Genomic DNA, 18627 nt, shown 5'->3' on the forward strand with positions numbered 1-18627 from the left:
ATCCGCCAGCACCTCGCGCATGATGTGAATCGCCTCCGACTCCAAGCGGTCAAGATGGGTCAGGTTCGATGAACTTTGCGGCGTGGGAGACGACAAGCTCCGGTTCCTCTTTATTCGATGGCGCTGGATCGGCGACATAAGCGCCTATCCGGCGTAGACTATTCCCAAATGGGAGCCACGCGGACGACCGTCCGCGCCGATCGCCCCTAGCCACTCGGCCCGCCGACAGGCAAGCAGTATGGGCTTTGCGGCAAAATAGTCTGGCTTGTGCATCCCCTTCTGTTTGCGGCACCTTCCTGCTAGTCGCAACGACAAGCAGATAGAGGAACATATGCGCGCCACCCCCGATTTCGATTTCGCGCTCGGTGACAATGCCGAGATGATCCGCGAGAGCGCCGCGCGCTTCGCCGACGACAAGATCGCGCCGCTCGCGGCCAGGGCCGATGCCGAGGACTGGTTCCCGCGCGACGAACTGTGGACCGCGATGGGCGACCTTGGCCTGCACGGCATCACCGTCGAGGAAGACTATGGCGGGCTGGGGCTCGGCTATCTCGAACATGTCATCGCGGTCGAGGAAGTGTCGCGCGCTTCGGGCGCGATCGGGCTCAGCTATGGCGCGCATTCTAACCTGTGCGTCAACCAGATCCGCCGCTGGGGCAATGCCGAACAAAAGGCGAAATATCTCCCCAAGCTGATCTCGGGCGAGCATGTCGGCAGCCTTGCGATGTCCGAAGCCGGCGCCGGCAGCGACGTCGTGTCGATGAAGCTCAAGGCCGAGCGGAAGGGCAGCGGCTATGTCCTCAACGGCACCAAATTCTGGATCACCAACGCGACCTGCGCCGACACGCTCGTCGTCTATGCCAAGACCAGCCCCGAGGCGGGGTCGCGCGGGATCACCGCCTTCCTGATCGAAAAGGACATGCCGGGGTTCAGCATCGGCCAGAAGATCGACAAGGTCGGCATGCGCGGCTCGCCGACCGCCGAACTGGTGTTCGACGATTGCGAAGTGAGCGAAGAGCAGGTGATCGGCCCCGAAAATGGCGGCGTCGGTGTGCTGATGTCAGGGCTCGATTATGAACGCGTCGTGCTCGCGGGACTTCAGCTCGGCATCATGCAGGCGTGCCTCGACACCGTGATTCCCTACGTGCGCGAGCGCAAGCAGTTCGGCAAGCCGATCGGATCGTTCCAGCTGATGCAGGCGAAGGTCGCCGACATGTATGTGATGCTCCAGTCGGCGCGCTCCTATGTCTACAACGTCGCCAAGGCCTGCGACGCCGGCCAGACGACGCGCTTCGACGCCGCGGGCTGCATCTTGCTGGCGAGCGAGAACGCCGTGAAGGTCGCGGGCGAAGCGATCCAGGCGCTGGGCGGCGCGGGCTACACCAAGGACTGGCCGGTCGAACGCTATTGGCGCGACGCCAAGCTGCTCGACATCGGCGCCGGAACGAACGAAATTCGCCGTATGTTGATCGGCCGGGAGCTTATTGGAGCGGGCTGAGACCAGCCGAAGGGGGGCTAAATGAGGGGTATTGGCGGCGGGATACGCGGCGCGTGAACTGGCTATGGCTTGCCGCCGCGGCGATGGTCGCATCGGCCCTCACCCATTCGATCCTGGGCGAAAAGCGGCTGATCCAGCCGCTGCTGCGCATCAAGCGCGGAATCCTGCTCGCCGACCTGCCGCGCAAGGTCTTTCGCTTCGCGTGGCACGCGATGGCGGTGCTGATGCTGCTGTCGGCGGCGACGGTCGCCTGGCCGGGCACCCCGCGCGGGCTGATTATCGTCCTCGGCATCGGCTGGCTGGGAACCGGACTGGTCAACGCCGCGTGTACCGGTGGACGGCACATCATCTGGCCCTTTCTGGCCGGATCCGGGGTGCTGGCGCTGATCGGAGCCTGGGCTTGAACGACACGCTGCTGACCGCGATGCAATATTATGGCGCCGGCGCGGCGACGCTGGCGGCGCTGGTGGTGTCGCTCAACCTTGGGCGGCGCTGGACCGGCTGGGCGTTCGTGGTGTTCGTCACGAGCAGCATCGCGCTGGTCGCGTGGGGTTTTCTGCAACCCGATAGCGAGGGCATCGGGTGGCAGAATATCGCGCTGCTGATCATCAACGCGATTGGGGTCTATCGTTATCTGATCCTGAAGGAAAAGCCGGGGGTGGAGCCAGCCCAAGAAGAGTAGCGCCAAAGATCCTCCCCACGCGAAGCGATGGGGAGGTGGCAGCGGCGCAGCCGCTGACGGAGGGGTAATGGCGCCGACGTCGAAACNCCAACGCTCCGCGATGGAGAGGATCTTTTGGGCCGCTCCAGACCGTTGAGGTATTTTACCCCCAAACCCGCACGCGCTTGTCGGGTGCCAGATACAGCTTGTCGCCTTCCTTCACGTCGAACGCCTTGTACCAGGCGTCGAGGTTGCGGACCGTCAGCGCGCGGTACATGCCCGGCGCATGGCCGTCGGTCGCGACGCGCGCGCGCAGCGCCTCGTCGCGCATCTTGGTCGCCCAGGTCTGCGCATAGGCGATGAAGAAGCGCTGGTCGCCGGTGAAGCCGTCGATCACCGGCGCCTCCTTGCCGTTCAGCGAGGCGCGATACGCGTCATAGGCGGCCTGCAAGCCCGCGACGTCGGCGATATTCTCACCCAGCGTCAGCTTGCCGTTGATCGCAAGGTCGGGGAACGGCTTGTAGGTGTCGAACTGCGCCGCGAGCGCGGCGCCGGCCGCGTTGAATTTCGCGAGATCGGCCGGGGTCCACCAGTTGCGCAGCGCGCCAGTCGAATCGAACGCGGCGCCATTGTTGTCGAAGCTGTGGCTGATCTCATGTCCGATCACCGCGCCGATCGCGCCATAATTATAGGCGGGGTCGGCCTTGGGATTGAAGAAAGGCGGCTGCAGGATCGCGGCGGGGAAATTCAGCGCATTCTGGACCGGGAGGTTCACGGCGTTGACCGTCTGCGGCACCATCCACCATTCGCCCTTGTCCATCGGCTTGCCGATCTTGGCGAACTGGTGCGCGGTCTCGGCCTTTTCGCCCGCGACGACATTGGCATAGGCATCGTTGCCGACCGTGTAGCTGCCATAATCGCGCCAGGTGTCGGGATAGCCGACGCCGACGACGATCGTCTCGACCTTCTTGATCGCTTCTTTCTTGGTATCTGGCGCCATCCAGTCGATGCCCTCGACCCGCTTGGCAAAGGCACCTTTGATATTGCTCACCATGTCGCCGACTTCGGCCTTCGCCGAGGCGGGGAAATATTTGTCGGCATAGGCCTTGCCGACCGCATCGCCGAGATAGGTATCGAGCGCGTCGAGCGCGCGTTTGTCACGCGCACGCTGCTGCGGCGTGCCGGCGAGCGTCGTGCCGTAAAAGGCGAAATGGACGTTGTCGACCGCGGTCGGCAGCACGTCGCTGTGGGTGTTGATCTGGTGGAAAACCAGCCAGTCTTTCCACGCGTCGAGCGGTTCGGATGCGACGAGCGCGGACAGGCCGGTGATCGCCGCCGCGTGATAGGCGCCGAACTTGCTGGCCCCGTCGAGTCCGGCACCCGCCAGATAGGCCGACCAGTCGATGCCGGGGGCCTTTTTCGCGAAATCGGCCTTGCTCCACACGCCCGACGATTTGGCGAAATCCTCGCTGTCTTCGCGCGACACATGCGCCTTCGCGATCTTGACCTCGAGGTCATAGATGCGCTTCGCCTTCGCAGCGGCATCGGCCTGCCCCGCGGCAGTCAGCAGCCTGGCGATATAGGCCTGATATTCTGTGCGGATCTTCGCCATCTTGGGATCGGCGGACAGATAATATTCGCGCTCGGGCAAACCCAGCCCGCCTTGCAGCACATAGGGAATGACGTCGCCCGGCGTCGCAAGCCCCTGCGTCACGAAAATGCCGAACAGGTTTTCGGTGTTGAAGTCGGTGGCGTTGAGCGGGTCGACGTCGGCGCGCGTCTGTTCGCCCAGTATCTTCGACAGCGCCGCCTTGTCGGCGATCGCATCGAAGCGCGCGATGTCGGCCGCCACCGGCTTCATGCCCGCAGCATCGATCGCCTTGGTATCGACATAGGCGCGATAAAAGGCCGCGATGCGCGAATTGTTGCTGTCCGCGCCCGGCGCGCCCTTGACGATCGCATCGACCAGTTCGCGGTTGCGCTTTTCGGTTTCGAGCTGCGCCACATAGAAAGCGCCGATGTTCGACCGGTCGGCCGGAATCTCGGTGGTCTTCGCCCAATTGCCGTTGGCGTAAGCGAAGAAGTCGTCGCCCGGCTTGGCGGCGGTGTCCATCGCCGCCTTGTTGATGCCGAGTTCGGTGCCGACGGTATAGGCGGCGCTGCTCGCCTCCTTGCCGCTGGTGCAGGCAACGGGGCCACCGAGGATCGCCGCGGTGGACAGCAGGATGGCGAGGATGGGATGCTTCATGGGGGGAAGGACCTTGTCTGTTTCAAAAATATGCCGAAGCGATACGCCTGTGTGCCGATGGTTTCAACGCCAACCGATTTCGGCGTGCGGCGCTTTCCAATCGACGAGCGACCGGCTAACTCCGCCCTTCTGAACGGGAGAGTAATGGACGTGAGCGCACCGGTCCTCGGAACCATGATCAACGCCGATAGCGAAGCCTATCGCACCAATGCCGCACACAATATCGCGCTGCGGGAGGAACTGCGAGCACGCGTTGCCGAAGCCGGGCTGGGCGGCAATGAAAAGTCGCGCGAGCGCCACACCAGCCGCGGCAAACTACTGCCGCGCGAGCGCGTCGAGCGGCTGCTCGATCCGGGCTCGCCCTTCCTCGAAATCGGCCAGCTGGCCGCGAACGACCTCTACGACGGCGAAGTGCCCGGCGCGGGGCTGATCTGCGGCATCGGCCGCGTGTCGGGGCGCCAGTGCATGATCGTGTGCAACGATGCCACCGTGAAGGGCGGCACTTACTATCCGCTGACGGTGAAGAAGCATCTTCGCGCGCAGGAGATTGCCGAGGCGAACCGCCTGCCCTGCATCTATCTCGTCGACAGCGGCGGCGCGAACCTACCGCATCAGGATCAGGTGTTTCCCGACCGCGACCATTTCGGGCGCATCTTCTTCAACCAGGCGACGATGAGCGCCAAGCGCATCCCGCAGATCGCCTGCGTGATGGGAAGCTGCACCGCGGGCGGCGCTTATGTGCCCGCGATGAGCGACGAGACGGTGATCGTCCGCAACCAGGGCACGATCTTCCTCGCCGGCCCGCCGCTGGTGAAGGCGGCGACGGGCGAGGAAATCAGCGCCGAGGACCTCGGCGGCGGCGATTTGCACGCGAAGAAATCGGGGGTCGTCGACCATCTCGCCGAGAATGACGAACATGCGCTGACGATCGTCCGCGACATAGTCAGCCATTTGGGAACCGACGCGGGCTTCGACGTCGCGATCAAGGACCCGCGCCCGCCCAAATATGACGGCGAGGAGCTCTACGGCATCGTCCCGCAAGACGTGCGCGCGCCCTATGACGTGCACGAAGTGATCGCGCGCATCGTCGACGGCAGCGAATTTCACGAGTTCAAGGCGAATTACGGCAGTACGCTCGTCTGCGGCTTCGCGCATATCTGGGGCATCCCGGTCGCGATCCTCGCCAACAATGGCGTGTTGTTCAGCGAGTCGGCGGTCAAGGGCGCGCATTTTATCGAGCTGGCGCAGCAGCGCCGCATCCCGCTGCTCTTCCTCCAGAACATCTCGGGCTTCATGGTCGGCGGGAAGTATGAAGCCGAAGGCATTGCGAAACATGGCGCCAAGCTGGTGACGGCGGTCGCGACCGCAACGGTACCGAAGATCACCGTGCTGATCGGCGGCAGCTTCGGCGCGGGCAATTATGGCATGTGCGGACGCGCCTATTCACCGCGGTTCCTGTTCACCTGGCCCAATGCGCGGATCAGCGTGATGGGCGGCGAGCAGGCGGCAAGCGTGCTCGCGACGGTGCACCGCGACGCCGACAAATGGACGCCCGAGGAGGCCGAAGCTTTCAAGGCCCCTATCCGGCAGAAATATGAGGATGAAGGCAACCCCTATCACGCGACTGCGCGATTGTGGGACGACGGGATCATCGACCCGGCGCAGACGCGCGACGTGCTGGGGCTGGCCTTTTCGGCAACGCTGAATGCGCCGGTCGAAGAGCGCGGCTTCGGCGTGTTCCGGATGTGATCCCATGGGATTGTTTGGCAAACTATTCTCAAAATCGCCCGGTCCGGCAACGATGACGCTCGAAGGCGAAGGGCTCTCGCCACTGAGCAATCCAACTGAGGATGATGTCCGTCAGGCTGTGTTAGAGCTTGCACGATCGGGCACATCATTCGTGTCGCTGGCAGACGAGACCGGGAACTATGTACAGGTTGCCGGTAGCCGTCCGTGGTGCGTTCTCGAGAGACGACAGGTCGCGCCTCCGATTCACGAGCGCGCGTTTCAAGACACACCGTCGCCAAAATACGCGGATGGGGCGAAAATTAGCACCGGAGCCGGAGACATTACGATGAAGTCGGACGAGTGGTTCCTATTGAAGGACGCCGCCGATGTGTTCGTTTCTTTTCTAAATCGGCAAGCACCACCCGCACGCATTCAGTGGCGCTCCCTGAACGAGATGCTAGATCTATGATCCAATCCCTCCTCATCGCCAATCGCGGCGAAATCGCCTGCCGTATCATCCGCACCGCGCGCGAGATGGGCATCCGTACCGTTGCGATCTATTCGGACGCCGACGCGAAGGCGCTGCATGTGCGCGAGGCCGATGAGGCGGTGCATATCGGGCCGTCGCCGGCGCGCGAATCCTATCTCATCGGCGAGAAGATCATCGCCGCCGCCAAAGCCACCGGCGCCGAGGCGATCCATCCAGGCTATGGCTTCCTGTCCGAAAACGCCGAGTTCGCGCAAGCTGTCGCCGATGCCGGGCTCGTGTGGGTCGGCCCCAGGCCTTCGTCGATCACCGCGATGGGCCTGAAGGATGCCGCCAAGAAGCTGATGGCCGAAGCCGGGGTGCCGGTGACGCCGGGCTATATGGGCGAAAATCAGGACCCCGCCTTCCTCGCCGAACAGGCCGGGCAAATCGGCTACCCCGTGCTGATCAAGGCGGTCGCCGGCGGCGGCGGCAAGGGGATGCGCAAGGTCGACGCCGCGGCCGATTTCTTCGACGCGCTCGCCTCGTGCCAGCGCGAGGCGGCGGCGTCGTTCGGCAACGCCCATGTGCTGATCGAGAAATATATTCTGACCCCGCGCCATATCGAGGTGCAGGTCTTCGGCGACACCCACGGCAACGTCGTCCACCTGTTCGAGCGCGACTGCTCGCTCCAGCGCCGCCACCAGAAGGTGATCGAGGAAGCCCCCGCCCCCGGCATGGATGAAGCGACGCGCGCCGACCTCTGCGACGCCGCGGTGCGCGCGGCGAAGGCGGTCGATTATGTCGGCGCCGGCACGATCGAGTTCATCGCCGACGCCTCGGAAGGCCTGCGCGCCGACCGCATCTGGTTCATGGAAATGAACACGCGGCTCCAGGTCGAGCATCCGGTGACCGAGGAGATCACCGGCGTCGACCTCGTCGAATGGCAGCTCCGGGTCGCATCGGGTGAACCGATTCCGCTGGCGCAGGACGACCTCGCGATCAACGGCTGGGCGATGGAAGCGCGGCTCTATGCCGAGGATCCGGCGAAAGGCTTCCTGCCCTCGATCGGCACGCTCGAACTGTTCCAGCTCCCTGAGCATATCGGCCGCGTCGACACCGGCGTCTATGAGGGTGCCGAGGTCTCGCCCTTCTACGATCCGATGATCGCCAAGGTCATCGCTTGGGGCGAAGACCGCGAGGAAGCGCGCGAATTGCTGTCCGAGATGCTGGAGGACAGCGCGATCTGGCCGGTGAAGACCAATTCGGCGTTCCTGATCAATGCGCTCGACCACCCCGATTTCGTCGCGGGCAGCGTCGATACCGGGCTGATCGGCCGCGACGGCGACAGCATGACCGCCGAGCCCGAGCCGTCGGCGCAGGCGCTGACCAACGCCGCGATGGCGATGACGCCGCGTGTCCTGCAGGCGGGTTTCCGCCTCAACGCGCCCGATGTGCGCAGCGCGCCCTTCCTGCTCGACGGCAAGCGCGTCGAGGTGATGCTCCACGGCCCCGGCACCGAAGAACCCGCCCCCGCGATGCTCGTCGCCGAAGCGGGATCGGTGTGGCAGCTCACCCCCTGGCGTGCGGCGGGCGGCACAGGCGGGGCCGCAGGCGACGGCGCGATCCTGTCGCCGATGCCCGGCAAGATCATCGCGGTCGAGGTCGCTGCGGGCGACACGGTGACCAAGGGGCAGAAACTGCTCACGCTCGAAGCGATGAAGATGGAGCACAGCCTGACCGCGCCCTTCGACGGGGTGGTCGCCGAACTCAATGCGGTGGCCGGCGCGCAAGTGCAGGTCGAAGCGCTGCTGGTGCGGATCGAGAAGGAAGAAGGCTGATGGCCGGCAAATATTTCGACGAATGGGCGGTCGGCGACACGCTGGCGCACGAGATCCGCCGCACGGTGACCGAGACCGACAATCTGCTGTTCACGGTGATGACGCACAATCCGCAGCCTTTGCACCTCGACATCGAGGCGGCAAAGACGTCGGAATTCGGCCAGATCCTCGTCAACGGCACCTTCACCTTCAGCTTGATGGTCGGGCTGTCGGTCGGCGACACGACGCTCGGCACGCTGGTCGCCAACCTTGGTTACGACAAGCTCGTCATGCCCAAGCCGGTGTTCATCGGCGACACGCTTCGCGCCGAATCCGAAGTCGTTGGTCTCAAGGAGTCCAAATCGCGGCCGAATGCGGGTATCGTGACCTTCCTGCACCGCGCGATCAACCAGCGCGAAGAAAGCGTCTGCCAGTGCGAACGCTCCGCGCTGATCAAGAAGAAGAACTGATTTTTCCGTTCGGTTCGAGCGAAGTCGAGAACCGTTTGCCCTTCGCGCGTCTCGACTTCGCTCGACACGAACGGCATAGGTGATGGCATGAGACTCCGCTCCCTCCTCTTCGTCCCCGGCGACCGGCCCGAACGCTTCGCCAAGGCCGCCGCCTCGGGCGCCGACGCGATCATCCTCGACCTCGAGGATTCGGTGTCGCTCGCGAACAAGGATGCTGCCCGCCACGCGATCGCCGACTATTTGGCGGGCACCCGCGAGGTGATCACCTTGGTGCGCGTCAATCCGCTCGACGGCCATCTGACCGCCGCCGACGTCGCCGCGATCATCGCCGCGCGCCCCGACGCGATCATGCTGCCCAAGGCCGAAGGCGCCCCCAGCATCCAGCAACTCGACACCATCATGCGCAGCGAGTCGGCAAGCGACGCTTCGCTACCAGCGATCCTGCCGATCGCCACCGAAACCCCCGCCGCCCTCTTCACCCTCGGCAGCTACCGCGAAGTGAAGGATCGGCTCGTCGGACTGACCTGGGGCGCCGAGGACCTGCCCGCCGCGATCGGCGCGACGACCAGCCGCGAAGCCGACGGCAGCTATACCGCGCCCTATGACGTCGCCCGTGCGATGACCCTGTTCGCCGCGCACGCCGCGGGCACCGCCGCGATCGACACGGTCTTCCCCGCGATCAAGGACGAGGCCGGCCTCGCCGCTTATGCGGCCCGCGCGCGGCGCGACGGTTTCACCGGCATGATGGCGATCCATCCGTCGCAGGTCGGCCCGATCAACGCCGCCTTCACCCCCGCCTCCGACGAGGTCGCGCGGGCTCAGGCGATCGTCGACGCCTTTGCCGCCAATCCCGACGTCGGGGTGCTGCAGGTCGACGGCAAGATGGTCGATGCCCCGCATCTAAAGCAGGCGCGGCATATCCTGTCGCTGGCGGATTAGCATTTCGTCATTGCGAGGCGCCGAAGGCGACGCGGCAATCTCCAGCTCTCGGCTGACACCGGACGAAAGCTGGAGATTGCTTCGCTTCGCTCGCAATGACGGCAGGGGCTAGTCGGATCTGCGCCCGAACGACCGGTGCCGACTGATCCAGGCCTTGCCCTTGTGCCAGTTCTTGCGCATCCCGCGCTCGGGGATCGCATCGAACATCGCGTCGGGGCTTTCGGGATCGAGCAATTCATGCTCGGCGATATATTGGTCGAACGGCCCCGGTTTGGTCAGGTCGAGCAGTTCGAGCGTCCGCCCTTCGCTCCCGCGCAACGCCTCGATCGCCGTAACCAGCGACCCGCTGCCTTCGAACGCGCGGCCGACCTCGCTCGGCTCGACCCCCAGATGCTCGGCGATCAGCGACTCACGCAGACGGCGGATCGTCGGCTCAACCCCGGTGTTCGCCGCCAACGCGGCATCGATCGTCACATCGCATTCGCTGTCGAGCCCCATCGAGCGGTTGTTCATGTTCGCCGACCCGACGCGGATCATCCGGTCGTCGACGATCGCGGTCTTGGCATGGACATAGATGGCCTCGCCCCCCTCGGTATGCGGGACATAGACACGCAGCCGGTCGCCATGCTTCGCCTTGGCGATCTCGCGCACCAGCTGGACCCGCGCGGCGTCCATCGCCATCTGCTCCAGCCAGCCGTCGGCCTGCTTCGGCATCACCAGCACAAATTCGGGCGGATCGTCCTCGTTCAGCCGCTCGGCGATCGCCGCGGCGATCTTGGCGCTCGTGAAATATTGATTTTCGAAATAGATGAAGCGCTGCGCCGCCGCGATCATGTCGAGATAGAGCTGCTCGATCTCGCGGATTTCCTCATAGCCGTCATATTCGGCGCGGGTGCGCGAAATGGCGACATCGACCCCGAAGAAGTCGGCCTCGAGCGTCTCGGGCCAATTCTCTCCGTCGCCCTTCACCTCGCGCAACGGCTTCTTGGTCGCGCGCTGCCACCGCTCGTTGCCCAGTTCGGCCAGCGCATTGCCGACCGGCCCGGCGAGGATCATCGTCGAATCATGCCAGGGCATATAGGGTTTGTCGTCGGGATCGGTGCGGCGCGGGTCTTCGTCTGAGTGGTCGCGCGTATCCCAGCGGCGCGCGGCGACGTCGATGCCGCCGCATACCGCCAGATGATCGTCGAACACCGCGACCTTCTGGTGATGGCTGCACCCGAACGGGTGCGCGCTGTCCATGCGAAAGCTGATCGAGCGCGTCAGTTTCCAGCGCGCGATCATCGTCACGATGGCGGGCGACAGATATTGCTTCAGTCCGCCGAAATTCCATCGCAGGATGTCGATGTCGCGATCGGGGGCATCATGCGCCAGCCGCAGCAGATAGTGGCCGAGCGCCTCGCCCTCGCCCTTCTCGTCGGGGCATAGGGCGATGCGCGGATCGAAGTCCCAGCCGATCAGCAGGATGCGTTCCTTCGCACCCGCCATCAACTCTTTGAGCAGCGCATAATAATCGGCGGCATCGACGATCATGCGCGCCTTGTCGGCGCGTTCGATCCGCCAGCAATTGCGGCCTTCGACAACGATCGGGGAAAGCGCGCCCTCGCTCATGGTCGCTGAGACGCACCGCAACCGCTTTGGTTGCCCCGACCTGCAAAGACGCCATCAAGCAGCGTGGAACTGCTCCGGCGTCAACGCCATCATCGCCTCGCTGCCCGCCTCGATCTTGCGGCGCAGCGCGCCCGCGTCGGGCATGAAGCGCTCGGCGAAATGACGCGCGGTGACCAGCTTGGCTTCCATGAACGGCTTGTTGCCGCGCCCCTCGACCAGCGCCTTTTGCGCCGCCTCGGCCATCATCAGCCACATCGACCCGAGCGCGACGATACCCATGATGTGCATATAATGATGCGCCCCGGCGCCGACATTGTTCGGGTTGGCCATGCCGTTCGCCATGAACCACATCGTCGCGGCCTTGAGTTCGCCATTGGCCTTTTCGAGGCGTTCGGCGAAATCGGCGAGCTCGGGCACGTCCTTCGCCCGCGCGCATTCGCCGTCGACCACCGCGAACAGCGCCTGCACCGCACGCCCGCCGTTCTGCGCCAGCTTGCGCCCGACAAGGTCCATTGCCTGCACGCCGTTGGCGCCTTCGTAGATCATCGTGATGCGGGCATCGCGGACATATTGCGACATGCCCGTTTCCTCGATGTAGCCGTGCCCGCCGAACACCTGCTGCGCGTTGGTCGCGACCTCATAGCCCTTGTCGGTGCCATAGCCCTTGATCACGGGGGTGAGCAGGCTGACGATGTCGTCGGCCTGCTGGCGTTCCTCCTCGGTCTCGGCGACATGCGCCAGATCGACCTGCAGCGCACCCCACAGGCACAAGGCGCGCAGCCCCTCGACCGTCGCCTTGCCGTCCATCAGCATGCGGCGCACGTCGGGGTGGACGAACAGCGGATCGGCCTTTTCCTGCGGGTCCTGCGGGCCGGTGAGCGCGCGGCCCTGGCGACGGTCCTGCGCATATTGCACCGCGTTCTGGAACGCGATCTCGGCCTGCCCCAGCCCCTGGATGCCGACGCCCAGTCGCGCGGCGTTCATCATCACGAACATCGCGGCGAGCCCCTTATTCTCCTCGCCGACCATCCAGCCGGTCGCGCCGTCGTAATTCATCACGCAGGTCGAATTGGCGTGGATGCCCATCTTGTGCTCGATCGACCCGCACAGCAGCTTGTTATGATCGCCGAGCGAGCCGTCTTCGTTCACCAGATATTTGGGGACGATGAACAGCGAAATGCCCTTGACGCTGTCGGGCGCATCGGGGGTCTTCGCCAGCACGAGGTGGATGATATTGCCGGTCAGGTCATGCTCGCCCGACGAGATGAAGATCTTGGTGCCGGTGATGGCATAGCTGCCGTCGCCATTGGGCACCGCGCGCGTGCGGATCAGGCCGAGGTCGGTGCCGCAGTGCGGCTCGGTCAGGTTCATCGTCCCGCCCCACTCGCCCGAAATCATCCTGGGGACATAGATGGCCTTCTGCTCGTCCGATCCCTTGACGAGGATCGCGGCGACCGCGGCCTGGGTCAGACCGGGGTACATGGCGAACGCCTGATTGGCCGCCATGCGATATTCCTCGACCGGGAAACCGACGACGTGCGGCAGGCCCTGTCCGCCGAACTCTTCGGGCTGGGTCAGCAGCGTCCAGCCGGCGTCGCAATAGGCCTTATACGCCTCCTTGAAACCCGCCGGGGTGGTGACGCTGCCGTCTTCGTGGCGCGTACAGCCTTCGAGGTCGCCCGACAGGTTGATCGGGAACAGCACCTCTTCGCAGAACTTGCCCGCCTCGGTCAGCACCGCCTCGACCATGTCGGGGCTCGCATTGGCGAAGCCCGGCAAATTGGCGTAGCGCTCGATCCCGAGCACTTCGTTGATCAGGAACAGCGTGTCTTGGACGGGCGCGCGATAGACGGGCATGCGAATTCTCTCTGCAAAACAGGGGTTGGTATCATGTCTTGCCCGGGGAGGCTGGATTGTCGAGCGTCAGTTCGCCTTTTGGCGCGCGTCGACCTTTTTCACCATGTCGATGAAGCGTGACAGTTCATCGACGGCGCTGTCGATGTCGTCGCGCTGGCTGCGGAGCAACGCGATGCGCTCCTGGCATTTTTCGATCGTCACCTGGCGCTGGGTCTTGCGGTCGTCGCCGACGTCGTAAAGGTCGATCATCTCGCGAATGTCGGCGAGGCTGAAACCGGTGCGCTTGGCGCGCAGAATCCAGGCAAGCCGCGCCCGGTCGCGCTTCGAATAGATGCGCGACAACCCCTTGCGCGACGGGCTGATCAGCCCCTCATCCTCATAGAAGCGCAGCGCACGCGCGGTGACGCTGAACTCCGACGACAGGTCGGTGATGCTGAACTGTTCGCGGCCGAGGTGATCGGGCGTATCGATGTGGGCGTGGCCGTAATCGTCGGTCATCGGAGGAGAATAGTTTCCGTTGACGTGAACGTCAAGGCTGGCGGAGCGGAAGGAAACCGGTGGATCAGGCGCCGCACGGCATGATCATATTGCCGCGCTTGTCCTTCATCTGCAAGCGTCTTGCATCGCCCTCAGCCCAGCTCGCACGCGGCAGGCGCAGACCCGATAACGACGCGCGTTCGGGGCAGAGCTTGTCGCACTGCGACGGCAGCTCGCCGGGCAGTTGCAGCTCATCCTCTTCCTCGCGAACCAATGCGCTGCAGCCCTCCACGCCGGCAAAATCGAGCCGCCAACCCTCGCCATCGCGAACGATGCGCCCGCTCGCCTCGCACGACAGGCCCGGGCCGAAGGCGGCGGTGACGGCGAAGCGCCAGCGGTCGGCGCCGTCGGGGACGACGCACATCGCGTCGCGGCCCAGATCGTGGCGTCGCTCGAACACGCCGGTCAGGTCGGTCGCCTCGGGCCGGACGATCCCGCGTTCGCGCGCCGCGATCTCGAGCGGATTGCCGCTATCGGCGCCCTCGGCGGCCTCGGGCGCGGGCCGCCCGCAGGCCGCGAGCAGCAGCAACAGCGCGCAGCCGAACTTACGCATCATCGTCGAGGAAGGTCAGCCGGCCATCGCTTTCGACGCGGCGATAGAAGCAGGATCGCCGCCCGGTGTGACAGGCCGGCCCCGCGGGGGTGACGCGGAGCAACAGCGCGTCCTGATCGCAATCGACGCGCATTTCGACCATCGCCAGCCCGTTGCCCGAGGTTTCCCCCTTGCGCCACAAGGCCTTACGCGATCGCGACCAGAAATGCGCCTGCCCCGTCTCCTGCGTCAGCCGGATCGCGTCATGGTTCATATGCGCCACCATCAGCAAAATCCCGCTGTCCGCATCGGTGACGATCGCCGTCACCAGTCCGGCGGAATCAAAACGCGGGTCGAAGCGGTCGGTGGCATCACGGATATCGGTCATGAAAGGCGCTTTAGAGCAGGACAAATGCAACTGTCACGCAAGAGTCCAAATTGGGGGGGCGACAATTGCGATTCCCCTCCCTATATGCGCCGCAGTCACTGCCCCGCACAGCTGGACAAAAATGCTCACCACACACCCGTTCGATGACGACAAGCTCCGTGAGGAGTGCGGCGTCTTTGGTATTCACGGCGCCGAAAGCGCGGCCGCAGTCGTCGCGCTGGGCCTCCACGCGCTCCAGCATCGCGGCCAGGAGGCCGCGGGCATCACCGGCTTCGACGGCAGGGAGTTCCATACCCACCGCGCGATGGGCCATGTCGCGGGCAATTTCGACCGCGACGACATCATGCGCCAGCTCGCCGGCGCCTCGGCGGTCGGACATGTCCGCTATTCGACCACCGGCGAAACCGCGCTGCGCAACGTCCAGCCGCTCTACGCCGACCTGTCGACCGGCGGTTTTGCCGTCGCGCACAACGGCAATATTTCCAACGCGACGGCGCTGAAGAAGATTCTCGTCCGCCGCGGTTCGATCTTCCAGTCGACCAGCGATACCGAGGTGATCATCCACCTCGTCGCGACGTCGAACTACCGCACCCTGCTCGACCGCTTCATCGACGCGCTGAAACAGGTCGAAGGCGCCTATTCGCTGATCTGCCTGACCGCCGAGGGCATGATCGGCTGCCGCGACCCGCTCGGCATCCGCCCGCTCGTCATCGGCAAGCTCGGCGATGCCTTCATCCTTGCCTCCGAAACCGTCGCCCTCGACGTCGTCGGCGCCGATTTCGTGCGCTCGGTCGACCCCGGCGAACTGGTGATCATCCGCGACGGCGAACTCACCTCGCACCGCCCCTTTGCCGAGCGTCCCGCGCGCCCGTGCATCTTCGAATATGTCTATTTCTCGCGTCCCGATTCGATCGTCGACGGCACCAGCGTCTATTCGGTGCGCAAGGCGATCGGCGCCGAACTGGCGCGCGAAAATCCGGTCGAGGCCGACCTCGTCATCCCGGTCCCCGATTCGGGCACCCCTGCGGCGATCGGCTATGCGCAGGAATCGGGCATTCCGTTCGAACTGGGGATCATCCGCTCGCACTATGTCGGCCGCACCTTCATCCAGCCGGGCGACAAGGTCCGCCACCTTGGCGTCAAGTTGAAGCACAATGCGAACAAGGCGCTGATCGCGGGCAAACGAGTCGTGCTGATCGACGATTCGATCGTGCGCGGCACGACGAGCCTCAAGATCGTCCAGATGATGCGCGATGCCGGCGCGACCGAGGTGCATATGCGCATCGCCAGCCCGCCGACCCAGCACAGCTGTTTCTATGGCGTCGACACCCCCGAGCGCGCCAAGCTGCTCGCGGCGCAGATGACGGTCGGGCAGATGGCGAATTTCATCAACGCCGACAGCCTGTCGTTCATCTCGATCGACGGCCTGTATCGCGCGCTCGGCGAGGCCGAACGCAGCGACCGGGCGCCGCAATATTGCGATGCCTGCTTTACAGGCGACTATCCGACCACGCTCACCGATTTCGACGAGCATGGATTGGAAGATCAATTTTCCCTGCTCGCCGAACGAGTTGTCTGACACCATGCATATTCAGTCTGAAGAATTGGCGGGCCAGGTCGCGCTCGTCACCGGGGCAAGCCGCGGCATCGGCGAAGCGATCGCCGAAGCGCTGGCGGCGCGCGGCGCGCATGTCGTCATCACCGCGCGCACCGCGGGCGGACTCGAAGAACTCGAAGACCGCATCCATGCCGCCGGAGGCAGCGCCACGATCGCGCCGCTCGACCTCACCGACGGTGACAGCATCGCCCGGCTGGCGAGTGCGATGGCCGAACGTTGGCAGAAGCTCGACATGCTGGTGCTCAACGCCGCGATGCTCGGCACGCTGACCCCGGTCGGCGCAATCGACGGCAAGGAATTCAACAAGCTGCTGACGCTCAACCTGATCGCACAGCAGGCGCTGATCGCCAATTTCGACCCTTTGCTGCGCCGCGCCGCCAACGGTCGCGTCCTCGCGCTGTCGAGCAGCGTGGCGCGCGAACCGCGCGCCTATTGGGGCGCCTATGCCGCGACCAAGGCGGCGCTCGAAACGTTGATCACCAGCTATGGCGCCGAGATGCGCAATATCTCGACCGTGCGCACCGCGATCCTCGACCCCGGCGGCACCCGCACCCAGATGCGTGCGCGCGCCTATCCCGGCGAAGACCCGCAGAGCATCAAGGACCCCGCCGCGGTCGGCGCCTTTGTCGCGCGACTGATGATCGACGGCTTCGACAGCACCGCCTTTCATGCGCTGCCCAAGGTGATGGCGGAGGCTTAACGCGATATTTGCTTTCGCGACCTAGGATGTCCGTTCGATACGGGTTTTCATGAAGGTTTCGGGAATGACCAGCGGACTTATTCGATCGGCGATTGCAACGATCGTCGGCATCGTCGTGGCGTTCGGCCTCATCCTGCTCTTCCAATATGCCAGCGCGAGCCTGTTTCCCGCCGGCTATGACACGGCGGTCTATGATGTTTCCGCCGAGGAAATCGAGGCACCGCTTGGCACGACGATCGCGCTGATCATCGGTTGGTTCGTCGGCACCTTCGCCGGCGGATGGCTCGCCATGCGGGTGTCGGCAGGCACTGGCGCCGGCTGGATCGTCGCCGGCGCGGTGATGGGCGCGGCCATCTACCGCGCCTCTTCGCCCGTCGACGAATGGTGGATTTTTGCCCTGGCCGTACTCGTCCCCGCCGCCGCTGCCTGGCTTGCGCAGCGCGCGACGGGCTTCGCGACCCCGGCTACGGCTTGACCGCGGCGTCCTTGTCGACGGCCGCCTGCACCGTCTTGTAAAACGCCTCGCGCGCCGCGCCGACGCCCTCGGGATCGGTCGCGGTCGGCCAGTTGCCGTTCGACGCGATCACCAGCTTGCGCTTGGGATCGATGAAGATCCCCTGCCCGAAGATGCCCTGCGCGGCGAAGCTGCCGTCGTCGTTGGTCCACCATTGATAGCCATAGCCGCGGCCCGGGATGTCGATGCCCGTCTGTTTGGTCGTGGCCGACGCGATCCAGTCGTCGGGCAGGACCTTCTGCCCGCCCGCAACGCCGCCGTTCAGGATGAACTGGCCGAAACGTGCATAATCCTTGAGGCTCGCCGACATGCAGCAGCCGCTGATCTCATGCCCCGTCGGCCCGAGCATCCACACCGCATTCTGCTCCATGCCGAACGGCTTCCAGACCTTCTCCGACAGATAGGCGGACAGCGTCTTGCCCGTCGCGCTCGACACCAGCACCCCGATCAGATTGGTCTCGCCGGTCTTGTACACCCACTTCGACCCCGCAGGCGCTTCACGCGGCAAGGTCTTCATATAGCTGACGGTGATGTCTTCTCCCGCCACCGGTTTCTGCAGGTTGAACTGCGCCACATCGGATTTGGGATCGGTATAATCCTCATTCCATTTGACGCCCGAAGTCATCGTAAGCAGTTGCTTTACCGAGACATCGTCATAGGCCGAGCCCTTGAGCCCGGGGATATAGACGGTGACCTTGTCGTCGAGGCTCTTGATATAGCCGTCCTTCACCGCAGCACCGACCAGCGTCGAGGTGAAGCTCTTGGCGACCGAAAAGCTCGTCCAACGGCCCGCGGCGCTATAGCCGAGCGCATATTTTTCGAGCCTGATCTTACCGTCCTGAACAATGACCAGCCCGGCATTGCGCTGCTTGCCCATATAGGCATCGACATCGGCCCCGATATCGAGCGGCTTGCCCTGCGGCAAGGGATAGACCGGCCCTCCGGCTTCAACGGTGTTGACCACCACCTTGGGCACCGTCTCCATCGTGCGAAAAGCGGCGTCGCGTTGATCCTGGGTCCAGAACAGCACATTCAAATCC

18 protein-coding genes are annotated in these 18627 nt (G+C 64.6%); 11 read left to right on the plus strand and 7 right to left on the minus strand.

What is annotated here, in order from left to right:
• The first annotated feature begins 331 nt into the window (after window positions 1-331).
• Genes ASD67_RS11620 through ASD67_RS11630 form a run of 3 tightly spaced genes read left to right on the plus strand, consistent with a single transcriptional unit; the run spans window position 332 to window position 2180 of the window.
• The gene (locus ASD67_RS11620; RefSeq protein WP_056347342.1) at window positions 332-1498 is read left to right on the plus strand and encodes an isovaleryl-CoA dehydrogenase; all 1167 of its coding nucleotides are present in this window, start codon (window positions 332-334) and stop codon (window positions 1496-1498) included.
• 53 nt (window positions 1499-1551) lie between these two features.
• On the plus strand, window positions 1552-1902 hold the full coding sequence (locus tag ASD67_RS11625) for a hypothetical protein (protein WP_056347344.1): 351 nt from the start codon (window positions 1552-1554) through the stop codon (window positions 1900-1902).
• Entirely contained in the window at window positions 1899-2180 is a 282-nt protein-coding gene (locus ASD67_RS11630; protein ID WP_056347346.1) for a hypothetical protein, read from the plus strand. The genes ASD67_RS11625 and ASD67_RS11630 overlap by 4 nt, the downstream gene beginning before the upstream one ends.
• 142 nt (window positions 2181-2322) lie before the next feature.
• Here the strand turns inward: ASD67_RS11630 and ASD67_RS11635 are convergent, their stop codons facing one another.
• On the minus strand, window positions 2323-4407 hold the full coding sequence (locus ASD67_RS11635) for a M13 family metallopeptidase (RefSeq protein ID WP_056347348.1): 2085 nt from the start codon (window positions 4405-4407) through the stop codon (window positions 2323-2325).
• Window positions 4408-4557: 150 nt separating this feature from the next.
• Here ASD67_RS11635 and ASD67_RS11640 point away from each other — a divergent pair, with 150 nt between their 5' ends.
• The 5 genes from ASD67_RS11640 (at window position 4558) to ASD67_RS11655 (ending at window position 9830) form a co-directional block, all read left to right on the plus strand.
• A complete protein-coding gene (locus ASD67_RS11640) occupies window positions 4558-6156 on the plus strand; it encodes a carboxyl transferase domain-containing protein (protein WP_056348437.1) in 1599 nt (532 codons plus the stop codon).
• A gap of 52 nt (window positions 6157-6208) precedes the next feature.
• Entirely contained in the window at window positions 6209-6604 is a 396-nt protein-coding gene (locus ASD67_RS23090) for a hypothetical protein (RefSeq protein WP_156377693.1), read from the plus strand.
• Window positions 6601-8442 carry an acetyl/propionyl/methylcrotonyl-CoA carboxylase subunit alpha gene (locus ASD67_RS11645; protein WP_056347350.1) on the plus strand — a complete coding sequence of 614 codons (1842 nt, stop codon included), beginning with the start codon at window positions 6601-6603 and terminating at the stop codon, window positions 8440-8442. The genes ASD67_RS23090 and ASD67_RS11645 overlap by 4 nt, the downstream gene beginning before the upstream one ends.
• Complete coding sequence (locus tag ASD67_RS11650; RefSeq protein ID WP_056347351.1) at window positions 8442-8891, plus strand: MaoC family dehydratase; 450 nt, start codon at window positions 8442-8444, stop codon at window positions 8889-8891. The genes ASD67_RS11645 and ASD67_RS11650 overlap by 1 nt, the downstream gene beginning before the upstream one ends.
• A gap of 87 nt (window positions 8892-8978) precedes the next feature.
• Window positions 8979-9830: an HpcH/HpaI aldolase/citrate lyase family protein gene (locus ASD67_RS11655; protein ID WP_056347354.1), complete on the plus strand. Its 852-nt coding sequence runs from the start codon at window positions 8979-8981 to the stop codon at window positions 9828-9830.
• A gap of 108 nt (window positions 9831-9938) precedes the next feature.
• On the opposite strand, the gene ASD67_RS11660 is transcribed toward ASD67_RS11655, so the two are convergent.
• The 5 genes from ASD67_RS11660 to hisI form a co-directional block, all read right to left on the minus strand.
• Window positions 9939-11441: a phospholipase D-like domain-containing protein gene (locus tag ASD67_RS11660; RefSeq protein ID WP_056347357.1), complete on the minus strand. Its 1503-nt coding sequence runs from the start codon at window positions 11439-11441 to the stop codon at window positions 9939-9941.
• 54 nt (window positions 11442-11495) lie between these two features.
• A complete protein-coding gene (locus ASD67_RS11665) occupies window positions 11496-13298 on the minus strand; it encodes an acyl-CoA dehydrogenase C-terminal domain-containing protein (protein ID WP_056347359.1) in 1803 nt (600 codons plus the stop codon).
• Between the two features lie 66 nt (window positions 13299-13364).
• The gene (locus ASD67_RS11670) at window positions 13365-13796 is read right to left on the minus strand and encodes a MerR family transcriptional regulator (RefSeq protein WP_056347361.1); all 432 of its coding nucleotides are present in this window, start codon (window positions 13794-13796) and stop codon (window positions 13365-13367) included.
• Between the two features lie 64 nt (window positions 13797-13860).
• Complete coding sequence (locus tag ASD67_RS11675; protein WP_056348439.1) at window positions 13861-14388, minus strand: hypothetical protein; 528 nt, start codon at window positions 14386-14388, stop codon at window positions 13861-13863.
• Window positions 14381-14755 (minus strand): phosphoribosyl-AMP cyclohydrolase, encoded by a 375-nt coding sequence (gene hisI, locus ASD67_RS11680; RefSeq protein WP_056347363.1) that lies wholly within the window; start codon window positions 14753-14755, stop codon window positions 14381-14383. Before hisI ends, ASD67_RS11675 begins: the two co-directional genes overlap by 8 nt.
• Window positions 14756-14876: 121 nt before the next feature.
• Between hisI and purF the strand changes: the two genes are divergently transcribed.
• The 3 genes from purF to ASD67_RS11695 all read left to right on the plus strand — a co-directional run bounded on the left by purF (window position 14877) and on the right by ASD67_RS11695 (window position 17548).
• Complete coding sequence (purF, locus tag ASD67_RS11685; RefSeq protein WP_056347365.1) at window positions 14877-16334, plus strand: amidophosphoribosyltransferase; 1458 nt, start codon at window positions 14877-14879, stop codon at window positions 16332-16334.
• A gap of 4 nt (window positions 16335-16338) precedes the next feature.
• Window positions 16339-17073: an SDR family NAD(P)-dependent oxidoreductase gene (locus tag ASD67_RS11690; RefSeq protein ID WP_056347367.1), complete on the plus strand. Its 735-nt coding sequence runs from the start codon at window positions 16339-16341 to the stop codon at window positions 17071-17073.
• Window positions 17074-17137: 64 nt separating this feature from the next.
• On the plus strand, window positions 17138-17548 hold the full coding sequence (locus ASD67_RS11695; RefSeq protein ID WP_056347369.1) for a hypothetical protein: 411 nt from the start codon (window positions 17138-17140) through the stop codon (window positions 17546-17548).
• On the opposite strand, the gene ASD67_RS11700 is transcribed toward ASD67_RS11695, so the two are convergent.
• Window positions 17538-18617 (minus strand): serine hydrolase domain-containing protein, encoded by a 1080-nt coding sequence (locus tag ASD67_RS11700; RefSeq protein ID WP_235535664.1) that lies wholly within the window; start codon window positions 18615-18617, stop codon window positions 17538-17540. The genes ASD67_RS11695 and ASD67_RS11700 overlap by 11 nt on opposite strands.
• Window positions 18618-18627 lie beyond the last annotated feature (10 nt).

This window comes from Sphingopyxis sp. Root1497 (genome assembly GCF_001427085.1).
Lineage (GTDB): Bacteria > Pseudomonadota > Alphaproteobacteria > Sphingomonadales > Sphingomonadaceae > Sphingopyxis.